Genomic DNA, 17,875 nt, shown 5'->3' with positions numbered 1-17,875 from the left:
TCATCCTGTCCTTCTCCCGGGGGAGAAGGAACCCACATATTGGCGTTTTCATCTCTTTGTGCTTCGCTGTTGTTTGCAATACCACTAATAATCAATGAGTTACAAATATGCGGCGCGAGACTTCATGAAGCAGCTGTTTAAAAGTCTCATTCATCCACCGGGCGCACCGAGCCCGGGATCACGGCCGCCCCGAACCGGGCTTCCAGGGCCAGCACCATGGGATCTTCCAGTATCGCCACCTCGGCCGCCTGTTGCCGGTCGGCAACGACCTGGGCCTGGATCTTGGCCGGTGTCGCCGCCTGCACCGTTTCAGGTGCTATCTTCAGCTTAAGCTCGCGACCGAGGTAGGCTTGCAGCGCCGCGTGCAGGCGCTGTTCCGTGCTGCCCACCAACATGTGCTGGTGGGCCTGATCCAGTTTCAGACTCAGGGTCACGCCGTCCCAGTAATCATAGACACAATTATTGGCCAACTGTTTGGCAATACCACCCAGGGAGAGCTGATCGACCACCTGATGCCAGTGGCGGAACTCGACCGGCTTTCCGCTATTATCCGGCGCGGCTGACACCGGGACCTGGAGGGGCGTTTTATCCGGGGCAGATTGCGGCGCAACCGGAGCCGCAAAAGCTTTGTGGTCGGTGTTCATCGCGGGTTTTGCAGCCGGGGTTACAGCGACTGGCGCAGCCGTTTCAGAGCGTTTTTTTTTATCCGGCCCCTGGCTACCGTCACTCCCGGCCGCCGGTCTCTCCCCGCTGCCCTGCGGCCGAAATGCCAGCATGCGCAGCAACACCATCTCAAACCCGGCACGGGGGTCCGGTGCCAGCGGCAGATCCCGCTGGCCGATCAGTCCAATCTGGTAGAAAAGCTGCACATCACCAGGTGATAACTTGTCAGCCAGTGCAGCTACCTGCTCCTGGTCACCGGTGCTGTTGTCCACAGCCTCCGGCACCGCCTGCACCAGGGCAATCCGGTGCAGCAGCGAGAGCAGATCCTGCAACACCCCGGCAAAGTCCGGCGCCATCTCGGCCAGTTCACTCACCAGCCCGATCACCCGGTTGGCATCCAGGTCGGCCAGCGCATCCAGCAGATCATGCACCCGGTCCTGGGCGATGCTGCCCAGCATCGCCTGCACATCGGCTTCCAGCACCTTTCCGGCACCAAAGGCGATGGCCTGATCCAGCAGGCTCAGGGCATCCCGCATACTGCCATCCGCCCCCTTGGCCAGCAGCAACAGGGCTCGCTCCTCATACTGCAGCCCCTCGCGCTTGAGCAGCTCCAGCAGGTACGCCTGAATCTGATCCAGCGGCAACCGCTTCAGATTGAACTGCAGACAGCGCGACAGCACCGTAACCGGCACCTTCTGGGGATCGGTGGTGGCAAGCAGGAATTTCACATGGGGAGGCGGCTCCTCCAGGGTCTTCAACAGGGCGTTGAAGCTGCTGTCGGAGAACATGTGCACCTCGTCAATCAGATAGACCTTGTAGCGGCCTCTGACCGGGGCATAGGGAACGTTCTCCAGTAGCTCGCGCGTTTGATCCACCTTGGTGCGGGAGGCGGCATCCACTTCCAGCAGATCGACAAAACGTCCCTCGTCGATCTCCCGACAGATACTGCACTGCCCGCAGGGGGTGGAACCGACGCCATGTTCACAATTGAGGGACTTGGCAAAGATTCGCGCCAGCGTGGTCTTGCCGACCCCCCGGGTGCCGGTAAACAGGTAGGCGTGGTGCAACCGGTTGTTGTCCAGGGCATTGCCGAGCGCACGTACGACATGCGCCTGCCCCACCAGTTCACTGAATATCCGCGGACGCCACTTGCGGGCTAGCACCTGATATGACATGGATTCCTTGCGATCTCTACACTGTCGGGTTAACTAAGTGCAGGAAGTGTACCTCAATGACCGGCGGTATTCACACCCGGATTGGAGCTATGGCGGTTGAGGGGACGGATACGAAGGGAAAGCCGTAGGGACTATACTGTCCGGTAAATGGAGGCGGCCCGCACCAGCCACACCCCGGCACACGAGTCCACTGCTGCGGCTGCTCCCTTCCAGGCCTGACCGGGTTAACAGTTTTTCGTTGCGAGGGGACCGATACGAGCCGCCATTACCTGAGTGATGCCGCCACCGACAGGGTGGGGAATCGAGCTGGGGATTATCCGGGTCTGCAGAACAGGGGTCAACCTCGACGTGGTTTTTCTTTTCATACAGACGGGCATGCGCATTGAACAGCCACCCCATCAAAACTGAATCGGTCATCACCTGCCCCGCGTGCGGCCATCGGAAAACGGAGCGGATGCCGACCGACGCCTGTCAGTGGTTCTATACATGCGAGGGATGTCTACGGTTGTTACGGCCACTGCCGGGGGATTGCTGCATCTTCTGTTCTTACGGTTCGGTGGTCTGTCCGTTTAAACAGGACGAACACCATCAGCCCCCGCCGCGCTGAAAATACTGGTCGAAGCGCCGCATGAACTGGCTTCGGGCTGCCTCATCCAGTCCGACAAACTCAAACTCGACCGGCGTCACCGGCAGACTGAGGGAAGCGATACGCCGCTCCCCGGTCTCCCCGAGGGCGATGGTGATGGAACCATTCGGATGAGTGATGCTGAACACGCGCCCCTCAACCCGATAGGTCAGGGGGGCAACAGCGGAGGGCAGTGAACGGATGAAATCGTTCAGGGTCAGCCCCATGTCACGGCACAAGCGGGCGGGAATGGCTTTATTCATTCACCTCCCTCACCCGGAAAAAAAGTAACATCTAACCACCGGCCACCGCCGGCCAGACCGCCAGTTGATCGCCCTCCATGAGAGGATTATCCCGCTGACTGGGCGGGATAAAGACCCCATTGACCAGTACCAGATGGACTTCCGCCCGGGGTACGCCCTGCAGCTCAAGCAGTTGAGCCGGGCTCATCCCCTCAGCAACATCCAGGGCAATCTGATGATCTTCCGCACCGGCCGGCAGGTACTGCCCCAGGGAGGCGTATAGTTTGAAATTAACCTTCATAAGCTGGTTTATGCGGCTGAAGCCGCTCCTACAAATTCTATGCTGTTCAACACCGATCACATAAATCCTGAAACTGACGGGCACGCAAGCTTTGCCCATCCTGCATCCATATTTAGCTGAACAGTGGCAATCGGACCACCCCGTCGATTGCAGCCATACGCAGCCGAAGCCAAACTCGACTGAAACCGCGCCCGCCGGTTAGCCCTGGGTCAACTGGGTGGCACCCAGGTAGGCCTCCATGATACGCGTGGGATCCTCCATCAGGTGTTGCTTCCATTTGCCCAGCCTGGTCCGGCTCTGGATCAGACCACGCAGCACCCCGACGTGTTCCGTCCTGCCCAGGGTGATCGCGCCGATCAGCCGGTCCCCGTTGAACTGCAGCTTGATATAGCGATACTCATCGCTGTCCAGCCGATGCACCTCATCACCGCCGGGGACCCCCATCCACTGCCCGTAAGAGACCGAGACCAACCCCAGGGTATCCAGCACGTTCATCGCCATGCTGCCAGGATAAGGAGTCACCTCTCCACACATATTGAGCGCGGCAATCCGACCGGTCTCTGCCGCCACCGGCTGAATCGCGTGGACCGCATGCTGGCCATCGCTGCCCCAGTCGATCCCCTCGCAGGTGTCACCGGCGGCATAGATACCGGGCACCGAGGACTCCATGTACTCGTTCACCACTACGCCCTGCGCCAGCTCAATACCACTGTCCCGCAGATAATCGACCGCCGGCTTGACCCCGGCTGCCACCACCACCAGGTCGGCCTCCAGGGTCCCCACCGGGTCACAGCTCAGGGTGATACGGGCAGCTCCCGACGCGTTCGCCTTTACTCCCGTCACCCGGGTCGAGGTGTGCACCGTGACACCTTTATCGATACACCACTGCTTGATCAGATTACCCGACTCCTGGTCCATCATACGGGGCACCATGCGGTCGCCCATCTCCACCACGGTGAGATCAACACCCCGTTCGGCCAACGCCTCCATGATGATACAGCCGATAAAGCCGGCCCCCATCAGCACCACATGGGAGCCTGGCTGGGCATATTTCACGATGTTGCGGGCATCTTCCAGAGTCCAGCAGTGGTGAACCCCCGGCTGATCCAATCCATCTATGGGTGGTTTTACCGGATCGGAGCCGGTGGCCAGCAACAACCGGTCAAAGCCGAGAGCTCCGCCTCCAGCCAGTTGCAGCTGCCTGGCGGCACTGTCCACCCGGGTCACCCGCTGCTTTAGCTGACGGACACCCAGGCTATCCAGATGTTTGGGATCGTGGCGCAGGTAGGTGCCCTGCTCCGGAATCTTGTCAGCCAGATAGTAGGGGATGGCCATCCGGGAGTAGGCGGGTTCCGGCTCGTCACCAATCAGTATCACCTCGCCCGACGGGTCCTGTTTTCGTATCGTCTCGGCGGCAGTCACGCCTGCCGGACCTGCTCCGATCACTACGTATTGCATGGAACATTTCTCCTTGCATTGATGAAAAGAGGAGAGCAGCAACCGCTGCTCTCCCCTTACTCCACCCCCGCCAATTATGAGAGACCGAGACTCCGCAGGGTATCCGGTGTCGGCACCCCTTCCTTGCTCCAGCCGCGCAGTTCGTAGTATTCAGGCAGCATCTTGTCCAGGCCATTCACCTTGCCGGCGGCCGGACCGGATGATGCCGGTTCAGTCAGCAATCGTTTCGGCAGCGTGTCATCCTTGGCGGTGAAGCCGGCAGCCATATTGAACTGCCTCTCCATGTTCCAGATGCGCTCCCCGGTCTGGGCCAGGCGCTCCAGGGTCCATTCGCCCTCACAGGCGGCATCGATCTGGGGATAGAAATCCTCCAGGGTCCATGCAAAGGTGGTAAAGACGCAGAGCCCGCTGGAATCGACCGCCGCGGTGGCATCCTGGAACGCTTTGACCAGCCCGGCCTTGCCCTCGGTAACCAGCGGATCGGTCTTCTCCGGAATACCCAGGATCTCGGAGGCCACGGTGTAGCTGCGCAGGTGGCAGGCCCCCCGGTTACTGGTGGCGTAGGTGAGGCCCATGCCCTGGATACCGCGCGGGTCATAGGCCGGAAACTCCTGGCCCTTGACGCTCATGGAGAGCTCCGGATGGCCGTACTTTTCGCACAGACGCTTGGATCCGAGGCCAAGAATCATGCCGAACCCCTCACCCTTACCCACCTGCTCAGCCATGGTGGTCAGCGCCTCGGCTGAACCAAAGTTGAGTTTGACACCTCCCGTATCCTCATCGGTAATGACCCCCATCTCGTACAACTCCATGGCGGCGGCCAGGGTGGCGCCGAAGGTGATCGGGTCATATCCCTGTTCGTTGCAGATGAAGTTGGCAAAGGTCAGTGCCTCCAGGTCATCCACCCCACAATCGGCACCCAGCGACCAGGCGTTCTCATACTCCAGGCCGCCGGAGGCGCCCCAGTATTCGGGACGGTTCTTTACCGTGTAGTGCTCCTTGTCGATGCGCGCCACCCGGCCGCAGGCGATAGTGCAGCCGAAGCAGGCCTGGTTGGTCACCAGGTTGGCCTTGCCGTCACTGGCGCGCGGCTCGTGCATCGCCTCGCCGGAGATTTTTGAAGCACCGTCGAACTGAACTACCGAGGCGTTCTTGGTGGGCAACGCGCCCACCTCGTTGATCACATTCATCAACACCTGGGTGCCGTAAGTCGGCAGTCCCTGTCCGGTGACCGGATTTTCCGCCAGGATCTTTTTCTTTTCCATCACGGTCTGCATGAAACGCATGGGGTCCTTTACCGATACCCCCTTGGTACCGCGCACCGCCACCGCTTTCAGGTTTTTTGAACCCATGACGGTGCCGACGCCGGAGCGCCCGGCTGCCCGATGCAGATCGTTGACGATACAGGCGTACATCACTCCCTCTTCACCGGCCTTGCCGATGGCGGAGATCTTCAGCTGCGGGTCCTGATGTTTGGCGTGCAGGATCTTGTCCGTATCCCACACGCTCTTGCCCCAGATCTCATCGGCCGGGATCAGCTCGGCATGATCGTCATTAATGTAGAGATAAACCGGTTTCGGCGCCTTGCCCTCGAAGATAATCATGTCCCAACCGGCAAACTTGAGCTCTGCGCCGAAATAGCCGCCCGAGTTGGAACAGGCAATGGCGCCGGTCAGCGCCCCCTTGGTGATTACCGAGTAACGCGCACTGGTCGACGATGCCGTGCCGGTGAGCGGACCGGTGGCGAAAATCAGTTTGTTGTCCGGCGACAGGGGATCAACCTTCGGGTCGACCTCTTCCACCAGATATTTTGAACCCAGCCCCCGCTGCCCGAGATAATCCGCTGCCCATTGCATATTGAGGGGTTCAGCGGTACAGCTGCCTTCAGTCAAATTTACACGCAGGATTTTTTTCTGCCAGCTCATGATCTGCTCCCTTCTCTATGCTTGTGCCGCGGTTTGGGTATCGGTCCGGGAAGCCCAGGTACGCATTTTGTCGTAGCCGGTGCCTTCCGCATCAATATAGGTGATGGCCTGGGTCGGACAGGCCTTGGCACAGGCGGGATCACCGCCGCACAGATCACATTTCATAACCTTGCCAGTGGTGGTGTTGTAGTTAATGGTGCCGAAAGGACAGGCGATGGTGCAGACCTTGCAGCCGACACAAAGTCCGTCATTGACCATCTTGGCGCCAGTGGCCGCATCAAGGGTGATCGCTTCCGTGGGGCAGGCGCTCTTGCACCAGGCCTCATCACACTGGGTGCAGGTGTAGGGTACGAAGCGCCCTTCGGTATGGAAGGTAAACACCTTGATACGGGATTTGGCGGGATTGAAATTGCCTTCATGCTCGAAGGAGCAGGCCATTTCACATTGTAGACAGCCCGTGCATTTGTCCGGCGAGATATAGAGTGACCTCTGCATCATTGTCTCCTCTGAATGGTTATGTATTTTTTGCGATCTGGTGAGCCTGTCTGGCGTTGGTCACGGGGCGCTGAACCACGGATATCCGTGAGTTGGCAAGAGGCACAGTCGATATCCTGTGTTACCTCTGCTGATTTCATCCTGTGCGCCCTCCACACGTGACAAACAGCCAGTTTTAAATCTGTTGTTCTGTTTATTGTGATTTAAGTGAAGCGCCTCCTTGTTCACCCGTTCCATTTCGATCCTGCTTTTTATTATTAAAAGAATATAGAAGAAGAAAACCTGAATGGCGAGCCGTATTTGTGTACTAAGCTATTTATTTCGTTATGTTTTTTTGCGCATAACGCATGCATCCGACATTCACAAGCAATCACCCGGCGGTCGCTTTTTTCCTCCAATACAAAACCCTGGTATCGACACTGTATTTGACACACATTGTTGGCCATATGCGCTATGTGCTATAAAGCATAACGTTGAGCCGTTCATTTATTTCAACTGCAACTGAATGACCCGAGATCGGCGCTTGCCCATGCCCCGAAAAGCACTGAAAAGATTGCCCGGGAACAATCTTCAACCGGGAGCGATGAGGGCCGGTAACGACCGGATAAACCGCCCACAATAAAACCTGCGACCCGAGCGCCGTATTTTTACCCCAATCAAAAGGACCAGTACCCATGTATAAAAAAATCCGCCTGCTATTCTCCCTCTGCCTGCTCTGGTCACTGGCAATCGCCGTCCAGGCTGCGCCGCTCCGCATGGCCACCACCACCAGCACGCAGAATTCCGGCCTGCTGGACATTCTGCTACCCGCTTTTCAGAAACAGACCGGTGTCGAGGTCCATGTAATCGCCGTGGGGACCGGTAAGGCGCTGAAAATGGGTCGCGACGGTGATGTGGATGTGGTGATGGTTCACGCGGTAGCCGCGGAAGAGAAGTTTGTTGCCGAGGGTTTCGGCACCGATCGTGTCCAGTTCATGTACAATGATTTCGTTATCGTCGGCCCAAACAATGACCCCGCCGCTATCAAAGGCGTCAAATCCGTCACCGAAGCCATGACCAAAATCCAGGGCAGCCAGTCCAAATTCATCTCCCGCGGAGATGACTCGGGTACCCACAAGAAAGAGCAGGCACTCTGGCAAGCGGCCAATATCCAGCCAGACGGAAACTGGTATATCGAAGCCGGCCAGGGCATGGGCAAGGTACTGCAGATGGCCAGCGAACTGGATGGTTATACCCTCATCGACCGGGGCACCTGGCTCGCCTACAAGGGCAAGGTGGACATGTCGTTGCTGAATGAGGGCGACAACCAACTGAGCAATCCCTATGGTGTGATCGCGGTCAATCCGGCAAAACATCCCGACACCAACTATGCGGATGCAAAAAAACTGATCGACTGGGTCAGTTCGCAGGATGGGCAGGAGCTGATCCGGGACTATCGCCTGCATGGAGAGCCACTTTTTATCCCACTGCTGTTGAAATAGGCATTAATGGAATCACTGAGCGCTGCAAGTTACCAGGCCCTCTATCTGCTGTTCACCGGGGATAGTTCGCTCTGGACCATTATCGGCATCTCTTTCAGCGTCTCGGTGCGTGCCCTGCTGTATGCCGCTCCATTCGGCATACTGACCGCTTTTGTCCTGGCCTACTTCCGGTTTCCCGGCCGGCGACTGCTGGTGTCCATATTCAATACCGCCCTCTCCATCCCCGCCGTAGTGGTCGGACTGACACTCTACATCCTGCTCTCCAAAGCGGGGCCGCTGGGTGCATGGCGGCTGCTGTTCACCCAGGACGCCATGATCCTGGGCCAGATGTGCCTCTGCTTTCCCCTGCTGGTGGCCATGGCCCACTCCGCCCTGCAGGCGTCGGACCGGCGGGCCTGGGAGACGGCCCTGACTCTGGGCGCCAGTCCCTTGCGGGCACTCCTGACCATCCTGCATGAGACGCGCTTCGGTCTGATCGGCGCTCTGGTGGCCAGCTTTGGACGCATCATTGCGGAAGTCGGCAGTTCCATGATGCTGGGTGGCAACATCCTTAATTACACGCGCAATATCCCCACCGCCATCGCGCTGGAGACCAGCAAGGGGAGCTTTGCCGAAGGCATTGCGCTCGGCATGGTGCTACTGTTCATGGCGCTGTTTCTGAATATCCTGCTTGGCCAGGTACAGGGAAAAGGTGAAGTGATCCAATGACCCTTGATAACAACCGTCCCTGGCTGAAGCTGCAGAAACTCACTTTTAATCGGGGTGAACGCATCATTCTGAACAATCTTTCACTCGATTTCCGGGCCGGCGAACTGACTCTGCTCACCGGCCAGAACGGTTCGGGAAAGACCACCCTGCTGCGTATTCTGGCCGGGCTGCTAAAACCCCGACAGGTGGGATTTGAGATTGCCGGCAATCAGCGGAACTGGCGCCAGAGCTACCGTTATCTGCGTGAGCAGATCTGTTATCTGCACCAGCACCCCTATCTGTTTGACTGCTCAGTCTATGACAATATCGCCTATGGCCTGAAACGGAAAAAACTGGGCCGGCAGGCGATCGGGGCCAAGGTTGCCGAGGCGCTGGAGCTTATCTCCCTGGAACACCTGGCAAAACGCAACTGCCACGAACTCTCCGGGGGGGAGAAACAGCGGGTGGCCATCGCACGCGCCTGGGCGCTCTCCCCGCGGCTGATGCTACTGGACGAGCCGGTCTCCAACCTGGACAAGCGCTCGCGGGGAATCTGCTACGATCTGATCAATCAGCTACAGCAACAACAGATCGGAGTAGTCTATACCAGCCATGAACCACAGACAGGAAAACTCAATTTAAGTCGACATATCCATCTGTATGACGGCGAGTTGAGTACCAAGCCACTGCAAACCACCTACCCGCCGACCGTCATTGACCTGGTGAAAGAGCGCGCCGGCAAGTAGTTTTCCCGGGAGTGATTCGCGGATGATCCGCGCGTAAGAGAGATTTCAGGACGGAGACGAATGCAGATAGGTTCTTACCGGTTCGACCGGAGCGAATTTGCCGGGTCACTGGGAGATCTGGGAACGCTCATACCCCTGTCCATTGGACTGGTAACGATCAATGGCCTGAGTTTCAGCTCTGTATTCCTGTGGGTCGGTCTGTTTTATCTGCTCTCCGGCGTCTATTATAAACTGCCCATACCAGTCCAACCCCTCAAGCTGGTCTCGGCTATCGCCATCGCTTTCCCAGAGAGGATTTCATTGCCGGTAATTTCGGCTACCGGCCTGCTTTTTGGCGGTGCGCTGATCCTTCTGGCCTTTACCGGCCTGATTGACTGGCTGGCAAGACTTTTCACCAAGCCAATTGTTCGCGGTATCCAGCTTGGCCTGGGTTTCATCCTCATGATCAAGGGAATCGACTTCATCAGCAGTCCGGAGCTTCTAATGCAGGGTGCTGGCAACACCGCATCCCTGGGAGGCATTCCGGTCAATCCGCTACTCGGCCTGGCGGCGTTGATCCTGGTCCTGTGCCTGATTGCCAGCCGGCGTTTTCCGGCGGCCCTGGTTGTGGTGGCTGCAGGGATAGTCATCGGCATTCCATTTGGCTCCCTCAGGGGGTTGGAGTGGAGCTTCGGCCCCTCGACCATGGGCCTTGTTACCCCGAATGTGGACGACCTTTTCACCGCCCTCTTCCTGCTGGTTCTTCCACAACTGCCGCTCACCATCGGCAACGCCATCATCGGCACCACGGATACCGCAAGGAACCTGTTTGGAACCGGCGAGCAGACACAGAGGGTATCGAACCGCAACTTTTCGCTCGGTATGGGATTGGCAAACATATGCGCGGGACTCATGGCCGCCATGCCCCTCTGTCACGGTGCCGGCGGCCTGGCAGCCCATTACCGCTTTGGCGCCAGAACCGGTGGCTCAAACATCATGATCGGCCTGCTCTTTGTTCTGATCGCCCTCGGTTTTGGTGGTATCGGCATCGCTCTGCTGTCTGCCATCCCATACGCGGTTCTGGGTGTGCTGCTGCTCTTTGCCGGCCTGGAACTGGCACTGCTGATCAGGGATATCACGGAGCGGCAAGAACTCTTTATTGCCTTTCTGATCGCCGGCATCAGCCTGGCCACAACAAATATGAGCATCGCCTTTGTCTGCGGGATCATTGTCTCCCGGCTCCTGCAGTGGAGGGGAATTAAAATTTAGTGCCCAATGAGGGATGACGCCGTTTTTTCAGGGATTCCTGATTTAATCGGAATGGATTGGTTTTCACCCTTATAATCCGGTAATTTACCGTTCCGACCACGCCTTTTTTCACTCACAAGACCATGGACAGAGACCATGACCGATAGCAACAAACCCAGCGACTGCTGCATGGACGCGACTGACAGTTCAATCAGTGCCGGCGATGCCTTGAAAATGATAATGGCCAGGGTCCGGCCGGTTGACGGCATCGAGGCGGCGCCATTGCGCAATGCCCTGGGACGCGTACTGGCCCGCCCCATCGCCTCACCGATCAATGTGCCGGCCTATCGAAACTCCGCCATGGATGGCTACGCCCTGTTCGGCAAGGATATACCCACCGAAGGCACACATCGGCTGAAGGTGGTCGGTAGCGCCTTTGCCGGTCAACCCTATCAGGGAGAACTTAACCGGGGCGAGTGCATCCGCATCATGACCGGCGCCAAGGTGCCGGAAGCGGCCGATACCGTGATCATGCAGGAGTGGGTGGAACGGGACGGTGACACGGCGATTATCGATCCCCGCACCAAGCCTGGCGCCAATGTGCGGCAGGCCGGCGAGGATATCCAGGCCGATGCCATAGTCCTGCGGGAGGGTGACGAGATCGGCCCGGCTCAGCTGGGACTGCTGGCCTCGCTGGGCATCCCCGAAGTTGCAGTACGCCGCCGCGTACGCGTGGCCTTCTTCTCCAGCGGGGATGAGATCCGCAGTATCGGCCAGCCACTGGAAGAGGGACAGATCTACGACAGCAACCGCTACACCCTGTTCGGCATGCTCACCGAACTGGGCGCCGACGCTATAGACATGGGTGTGATACCCGACCGGGCGGACGCCATACAGGAAGCCATGACCCAGGCCGCCGGAGAGGCCGACCTGGTACTCACATCCGGCGGCATCTCGGTGGGCGAGGCGGATTTTATCGCCGAAGCGATCCAGCAACTGGGCGAAGTGCACTTCTCCAAGGTGGCGATCAAGCCGGGGCGGCCGCTCACCTTCGCCCATATCGGCAACGCCTGCTTCTTCGGCCTGCCGGGCAATCCGGTGGCGGTGATGATCACCTTCCTGCAGTTCGCCCGGCCGGCGATCCAGCGTTTGCAGGGCAAGTGCGAACGGCTCTCCCCCACACTCCGGGTGAAGGCGGGATCACCGCTGCGCAAACTGCCGGGGCGCACCGAATTCCAGCGCGGCATCCTGTCCCTGGATGACGCGGGCGAACTGGTGGTGAAGAGTTCCGGGCGCCAGGGCTCGGGCGTGCTCAGTTCCATGAGCAGTGGAAATTGCCTCATCCGGCTATCCGACGAGACCGGCAATGTGCAGGCGGGAGACCTGGTGGAGGTCCAGCCGTTCGATCTGCTGCGGCATTGATCGGGTCTGCGGGAAGCGGGCTGTAAAGCCGCGAAGGGACCGGTTTGGCTATGAGCCGGTTTCCATCGGCCCGGGGCGGGCCTCCTACAGGTGATTTTTGGGTAAGCGGCGCCCTCGCCGCAAAGAGGAATGTGGGGGCACCCCCCGTGGTTGCCCAACCATGCACCCATATCACAATCGGGCAGGCACAGGGGCCTGCCCCTACGAAATGGGATCAAATCCAAGCCGGTACCGCCACACACCCTCAATCCAGTTTCTTCTCCCAGAACAGCGCCCGCCCCGTCACCGGGTCCAGTTCATAGCCGGCAAAGCCGGCGCTTAGATATGCCGCCTGGGCCGGCCGGTTGCCCTCCAGTACTTCCAGGGTCAGTTTGCAGCACCCGCGCGCCCGGGCATGGGCTTCCACCTGTTGCAACAGTTGCCGGGCAATACCCTGTCCCCGGTAGCCATCCATTACCACCACATCATGGATATTGAGCAAGGGCCGGCAGTTGAAGGTCGAGAATCCTTCAAAGCAGTTCACCAACCCCACCGGACGCTCACCGGCAAAGGCAAGAAAGCTTACCGCATCCTGGCGCTTGTGCAGTTCGGCCGCCAGGTTCCGGCGGGTGGACTCCGCCAGCGGCTGCCCGCCACCCATCGGATCACGGGCATAGGCATCCAGCAGTTCAACCAGCGCGCTGGCGTGCCGGGTTTGTGACAGATCGGCCTGAATAATTTCAATCATTGCTACCACTTTATCTCCTGACAGTCGGACGCGGGCAGAAGGCTATAGACTGCTATCCATTCCGAGACCCTGGCTTCTCCAGGATACCCTCACCCATGCACCCTCTCCGACCCTACAAGAACAAGCTGGAGCCTATTGTCAATTCATGAAAAACCGCTCCAGGGCCTTCGCGGTTATCGGCTTGCTGAAATAGTAGCCCTGGGCAAAGTCGCACTTCTCGGCCTGCAGTATGGCAAGCTGCTCCGCATTCTCAACCCCCTCCGCGATCACCTTAAGACCCAGGCTGCGGGCCATGGAGATGGTCGCCACCACCAGTTCCCGGTCGTCCGGGTCGGAGGTGATGTCACGGACAAAGCTACGATCAATCTTCAACGTGTCAAAGTGGTAGTGACGCAGGTAGCTGAGCGATGAATAGCCGGTGCCGAAATCATCCATGGACAGGGAGATACCGAGATCCCGCAGACCATTGAGTATCTCGACTGAGTTGATCTTCTCGCTCAGCAGCACATTCTCGGTCACTTCAATCTCAAGAAACTTACCCGGCAGCTGGTACTCCTTGAGGACCGTTTCTACCATGCTCAGGAAATTTCCGTCCTTGAACTGTACCGGCGACACGTTCACCGCCACCCTGAAGGTCTGGTGTTGCTGATCATGCCAATGGCGTGCCTGCTGCACGGCTTGCCGCATCACATATTCACCGATCTGTACAATACGCCCGGTACGCTCGGCAATCTCGATAAATTCGGTCGGTGCAACCTGACCCAGCCTCGGATTGTTCCAGCGCAGTAGTGCCTCGGCACCGACAATACGCTGACTATGGATATTCATGACCGGCTGGTAGTGGATATAGAACTCATTATTTTCCAATGCCGTGTACAACTGCTCTTCAAGTTCCACCCGTCGCGACACATCCTGGTTCATCGCATCGGTATAGAAATTGAACGCATTGCGGCCAATCGATTTGGAGTAATACATGGCCGTATCCGCATTGCGCAGCAGTATCTTGGCTGTATCGCCATCATCGGGGTATATCGATATCCCGACACTGACGGTCAACAGGATCTCCCGCTCACCAAGACGGAATACCGTCCTGAATGCCGCCAGGATCTTTTCGGCAACCCGCATGGCATCACTCTTGTCATGCAGATGAGCGAGCAGCACAATAAACTCGTCCCCGCCCAGTCGACCCACGGTATCCTCTTCCCGTACTGCCCATTTGACCCGACGTGCCGCTTCGTCTATCACCTGGTCGCCCACCTCATGACCGAGGGTGTCGTTCACTTTCTTAAAGTCATCCAGGTCGAGGAACAGCACTGCCGCCTGATGATGTTCCCGATGGGCGGTACGAATAATCTGAGAAAGCCGGTCCAGGGCGAGAAACCGGTTGGGCAGCCCGGTCAGGCTGTCAAAATGTGCCTGATGCAGGATCTTCTCCTCCTGCACCTTGCGCAGGGTGATGTCCTCCTTTACCGCCAGATAATGACGAATCCGGCCCTGGCTGTCGAAAATGGGCGAGATATGGGCATATTCCCAGAACAGCGAGCCATCCTTGCGTTTGTTCTGGAACTCACCCTGCCAGGGTTTTCCACTGGTAATGGTCGACCAAAGTTCCTTATAGACTTCAGCCGGTGTATTGCCCGAGCCCAATAGCCGGGTATGCTGGCCACACATCTCCTCAGAGCTATAGCCGGAAGAGCGCTCAAAGCCCCGGTTGGTGTATTCGATTACACCGTCCAGGCCGGTAATCACCACAGAGACCGGACTCTGCTCCATCGCCTGGGAGAGGGTGCGAATAGTCTCCTCGGTGCGCTTGTTCTCGGTAATATCGGGATAGGTGAAGATACCGGCGATGTGGCTTCCATCGTCACCATAGATCGGGGAGGCATTTGCCAGCACATAGGTCTCCACCCCATCCGTCCGCCGGATTATCATCTCCTTGCTGCGCGTAACCCGTTGCTCCACCATCGCCTTCACCAGCGGGGTATCCCGCACATCGATGGGTGTACCGTCGGGGTGCAGCATCTCCCAGGTACGCACAATCGGATTCAGCAGCTCCCCATCGATAAAGCGAATCTTTTGCTGCTGTGCCTCAGTCGCACCGGTAATCCGCTGTGCTTCCTGATTGGCCAGGGTTAGGAACCAGTCTTGCGCCGAACCTTCACACAGGGTTATGGCAAAGGGCGCCTGATCGATCACCGCATGCAACAGGGTATTGGTCCGCTGCAGTCTGAGTTCAGCATCCCGGCGGTCGGTGATATCCCGCAGTGCAGTGACGCGAACCATCCGATCCTGATAAGGCATGGAGCGGCCGCGGATCTCCGCCGGGAAAGTGGAGCCATCCTTGCGCAGAGCCAGCACCTCGTAAGGCTCGATACAACCGTCCAGTATTTTCTGTCTCACCATCTCCCGTGACTCCCGGGCCACCCACTCCAGAATAGACCGTCCAAGCGCCTCCGCCAGGCTATAGCCGAAGAGCTTTTCCGCAGCCGGATTCTGTCCCAGACAGACTCCCTCTTCAGAGATGAAGATCGCCTCGAATGCGGCCTCAGACAGCGCCCGAAGATGTGCTTCGCTTTGCATGAGCGCCTGTTTGGAGGCGAGTTGCTCGGTAATGTCATGGGCGATTCCGAACACCAGACCGTCCGCCAAGGGCACCACGCTCAGTTGAGCGGTCCTTGCTGTACCGTCCGGGCGGAGGTAGATCACCTCACCCATGTCACATGTAGCCTCTATCTCTTGCACCTGATTGCGGCGCTCACTGGCACCCGCAGGGCAGACGTCGGACGTGGTCAGGGTAATCAATTCGTCGACAGAACGGCCGGTCAGCTTTTCAGCGGCCTTATTGGCATCGAGATAGTGACCGGTCTGCGGATTCAGCAGAAAAATAGCGTCATTGGACCGGGTAAACAGCGAATGGAACCTGGCATCGCTGTCGGCCTGTGCCTGCTGGGCGTTGATGCGGGCACTGATATCGTTGAAGGTCACCACCGCTCCAACCACCTTGTCATGAAGACGCATGGGATAGGCACGATATTCCACCGGCATGCATTCACCGTCGGCGGTACAGAATACCTCGTGCTCCCTGTAGACCTTTTTTTCACTGTGGACTGCTGCCAGTATCGGAGAACTGTCTCTTTCGTAGGGTGTGCCATCAGAGTGACAGTGATGAATGATATCGAACAGGTGTTTTCCCAACAGATCCCGGTCACTCGGATATCCAAGTGTCTCAACACAGGCTATGTTGCAAAAAGTACAACATCCTTGCAGATCAATTCCAAAAATGCCGGCACCGGTAGAGGCCAGTAGCAGTTCGATTTGCTCATGCGAGGCGATAAGCTCATGAGTGCGCTCCCCCACTTCATTTTCCAACTGGCGTTTGGCTGCTATCAGAGCAGTCTCAGCCTGTCGCCAGCGCTTACCGACAGAGTTGACAAAGGCCAGACCAAAGCCGGCGAGATTAAGCAAAATCAGGGCTGTAGTGGCAGTAATAGCGTTGGAGCGGGCTTGGACACTGCTTAACAGGGAACTACGATCACGCAGCGCGACCATACGCCACCCCGATGCCAGCGGTACCGTAAAAGCGTGACGCACGCCTCCCCCACCCGGGTCTTTAATCACCCGGTAACTGGTCTCCACAATATCATCGGGCGCAGACACTGCCAGCAGTTCGCCCATTTCCGGCCGCTTCCGGAATGCTTCCCGCTGGTTGGGGATGAGCCACTGCTGATTGCTATGCCCCACCAGTCCGCCTTTGCGATCAAGCAGAAAAAGTTCGTCAAATGCCACAGCATCAATACGTTGGATCAACCTGGCGACATGATCCAGGTAAAATACCCCTCCCAGATGTGCAGTGATCTCATCACGGGAATTCTTTATCGGCGTGTTGATCACCACGATCAGCCGACCATCGGCCCCAACGAAGCTGTCAGAGACCACTGTACTGCCGGTGCGCAGGGTCTCCCTGAAATAGGCCCGGTCACTCATGTTGTATTTTCTGACCCCGCGCTGAGCATCGAACGGCTGGGCCAGATAGTGATCCCCATTGGCCGTCAGCAGGAAGAGAAGGGAAAGATCGGCATTCTCTTTCCTCAACCGTTCCAGGATCTGACGCTTCTCCTGTTCAAACGATTCGGCCACACCACCGATAGCTTGTTCAATGTTGTCAGGATTCAGGGGCTGCCGGAACTGGGGCAATCCGGCTACCAGGCGCAGTGTTGCGGCGGCTTTTTCTATTTTCTGGTCAATCCGCCCGGCCAGCGCCTTGGCCAACGGGAGATTCTGTTCGCGCCAGTTCTGAACTGCTTCCCTTTCCAGCGCGATATGCAGATAGATGGAAACGACCAGCACGGCGAAAACGGCTATTACGCCACTGATCAGTATGATCCATTTCAGGCTGGTCAACTCAGACCGTGGCAGGACCGTCTCTTTCTCAAATTGCATGGATTAAGGCAGGGTAAACAGGAGTCATAAATATGCGCTAACCAACCAAGTTTCTATTCAGGCCTTCCGTGGCGACGACTTTTGTTCGGATAATGGTAGAGGGTGGCATAAATCCACCTCATTTAGCCAGATATTATCTTGTCGCTGATTTTACTTATCATAATCGGAGCGTCGGACAGAGCGTACCATGAACTGTATAAAATCTCTCCAAAAAACAAGGAATCTCTTTCAGCTGCTCACCACATGTCAACAGGTACGAAT

At 57.8% G+C, this 17,875-nt stretch carries 14 protein-coding genes and 1 other RNA gene; 6 read left to right on the top strand and 9 right to left on the bottom strand.

Features of this window, described 5'->3' with window-relative positions; translation table 11 throughout:
• Positions 1-146 precede the first annotated feature (146 nt).
• Both dnaX and ffs read right to left on the bottom strand, forming a co-directional pair.
• On the bottom strand, positions 147-1,838 hold the full coding sequence (gene dnaX / locus A3GO_RS0107875) for a DNA polymerase III subunit gamma/tau (protein WP_029132939.1): 1,692 nt from the start codon (positions 1,836-1,838) through the stop codon (positions 147-149).
• A gap of 158 nt (positions 1,839-1,996) precedes the next feature.
• Positions 1,997-2,093: signal recognition particle sRNA small type (gene ffs / locus A3GO_RS25710), an RNA gene on the bottom strand.
• 142 nt (positions 2,094-2,235) lie between these two features.
• Between ffs and A3GO_RS26540 the strand changes: the two genes are divergently transcribed.
• The gene (locus A3GO_RS26540; protein WP_157606767.1) at positions 2,236-2,445 is read left to right on the top strand and encodes a GDCCVxC domain-containing (seleno)protein; all 210 of its coding nucleotides are present in this window, start codon (positions 2,236-2,238) and stop codon (positions 2,443-2,445) included.
• On the opposite strand, the gene A3GO_RS0107870 is transcribed toward A3GO_RS26540, so the two are convergent.
• From A3GO_RS0107870 to A3GO_RS0107850, 5 genes are all read right to left on the bottom strand, one after another.
• Positions 2,427-2,726, bottom strand: coding sequence for a hypothetical protein (locus tag A3GO_RS0107870; protein ID WP_051301964.1), 300 nt, complete (start codon positions 2,724-2,726; stop codon positions 2,427-2,429). The two genes, A3GO_RS26540 and A3GO_RS0107870, sit on opposite strands and share 19 nt — an antisense overlap.
• 31 nt (positions 2,727-2,757) lie before the next feature.
• Positions 2,758-3,006: a sulfur carrier protein ThiS gene (gene thiS, locus A3GO_RS0107865; protein WP_029132937.1), complete on the bottom strand. Its 249-nt coding sequence runs from the start codon at positions 3,004-3,006 to the stop codon at positions 2,758-2,760.
• Between the two features lie 198 nt (positions 3,007-3,204).
• The gene (locus tag A3GO_RS0107860) at positions 3,205-4,464 is read right to left on the bottom strand and encodes an NAD(P)/FAD-dependent oxidoreductase (protein WP_029132936.1); all 1,260 of its coding nucleotides are present in this window, start codon (positions 4,462-4,464) and stop codon (positions 3,205-3,207) included.
• 74 nt (positions 4,465-4,538) lie between these two features.
• A complete protein-coding gene (locus A3GO_RS0107855; protein ID WP_029132935.1) occupies positions 4,539-6,389 on the bottom strand; it encodes an aldehyde ferredoxin oxidoreductase family protein in 1,851 nt (616 codons plus the stop codon).
• 15 nt (positions 6,390-6,404) lie between these two features.
• The gene (locus A3GO_RS0107850) at positions 6,405-6,884 is read right to left on the bottom strand and encodes a 4Fe-4S dicluster domain-containing protein (RefSeq protein WP_029132934.1); all 480 of its coding nucleotides are present in this window, start codon (positions 6,882-6,884) and stop codon (positions 6,405-6,407) included.
• A 674-nt stretch (positions 6,885-7,558) separates the two neighbouring features.
• Here A3GO_RS0107850 and A3GO_RS0107845 point away from each other — a divergent pair.
• The 5 genes from A3GO_RS0107845 (at position 7,559) to moeA (ending at position 12,447) form a co-directional block, all read left to right on the top strand.
• A complete protein-coding gene (locus A3GO_RS0107845; protein WP_029132933.1) occupies positions 7,559-8,365 on the top strand; it encodes an ABC transporter substrate-binding protein in 807 nt (268 codons plus the stop codon).
• A gap of 6 nt (positions 8,366-8,371) precedes the next feature.
• The gene (locus A3GO_RS0107840) at positions 8,372-9,073 is read left to right on the top strand and encodes an ABC transporter permease (protein WP_029132932.1); all 702 of its coding nucleotides are present in this window, start codon (positions 8,372-8,374) and stop codon (positions 9,071-9,073) included.
• Positions 9,070-9,798 (top strand): energy-coupling factor ABC transporter ATP-binding protein, encoded by a 729-nt coding sequence (locus A3GO_RS0107835; RefSeq protein ID WP_051301963.1) that lies wholly within the window; start codon positions 9,070-9,072, stop codon positions 9,796-9,798. The genes A3GO_RS0107840 and A3GO_RS0107835 overlap by 4 nt, the downstream gene beginning before the upstream one ends.
• A gap of 60 nt (positions 9,799-9,858) precedes the next feature.
• Positions 9,859-11,046, top strand: a complete 1,188-nt coding sequence (locus A3GO_RS0107830) for a putative sulfate/molybdate transporter (protein ID WP_029132930.1) — start codon at positions 9,859-9,861, stop codon at positions 11,044-11,046.
• Between the two features lie 135 nt (positions 11,047-11,181).
• Entirely contained in the window at positions 11,182-12,447 is a 1,266-nt protein-coding gene (gene moeA, locus A3GO_RS0107825; protein ID WP_029132929.1) for a molybdopterin molybdotransferase MoeA, read from the top strand.
• A gap of 244 nt (positions 12,448-12,691) precedes the next feature.
• Here the strand turns inward: moeA and A3GO_RS0107820 are convergent, their stop codons facing one another.
• Positions 12,692-13,174 (bottom strand): GNAT family N-acetyltransferase, encoded by a 483-nt coding sequence (locus A3GO_RS0107820; protein ID WP_029132928.1) that lies wholly within the window; start codon positions 13,172-13,174, stop codon positions 12,692-12,694.
• A 138-nt stretch (positions 13,175-13,312) separates the two neighbouring features.
• Positions 13,313-17,614 (bottom strand): PAS domain S-box protein, encoded by a 4,302-nt coding sequence (locus tag A3GO_RS25285; protein ID WP_051301962.1) that lies wholly within the window; start codon positions 17,612-17,614, stop codon positions 13,313-13,315.
• Between the last annotated feature and the right edge of the window lie 261 nt (positions 17,615-17,875).

Source organism: Sedimenticola selenatireducens DSM 17993, assembly GCF_000428045.1.
In the GTDB taxonomy this organism is placed as follows: Bacteria; Pseudomonadota; Gammaproteobacteria; order Chromatiales; family Chromatiaceae; genus Sedimenticola; species Sedimenticola selenatireducens.
The sequence above is the reverse complement of the archived record's forward strand: the minus strand, read 5'-3'. Positions and strand labels throughout refer to the sequence as shown.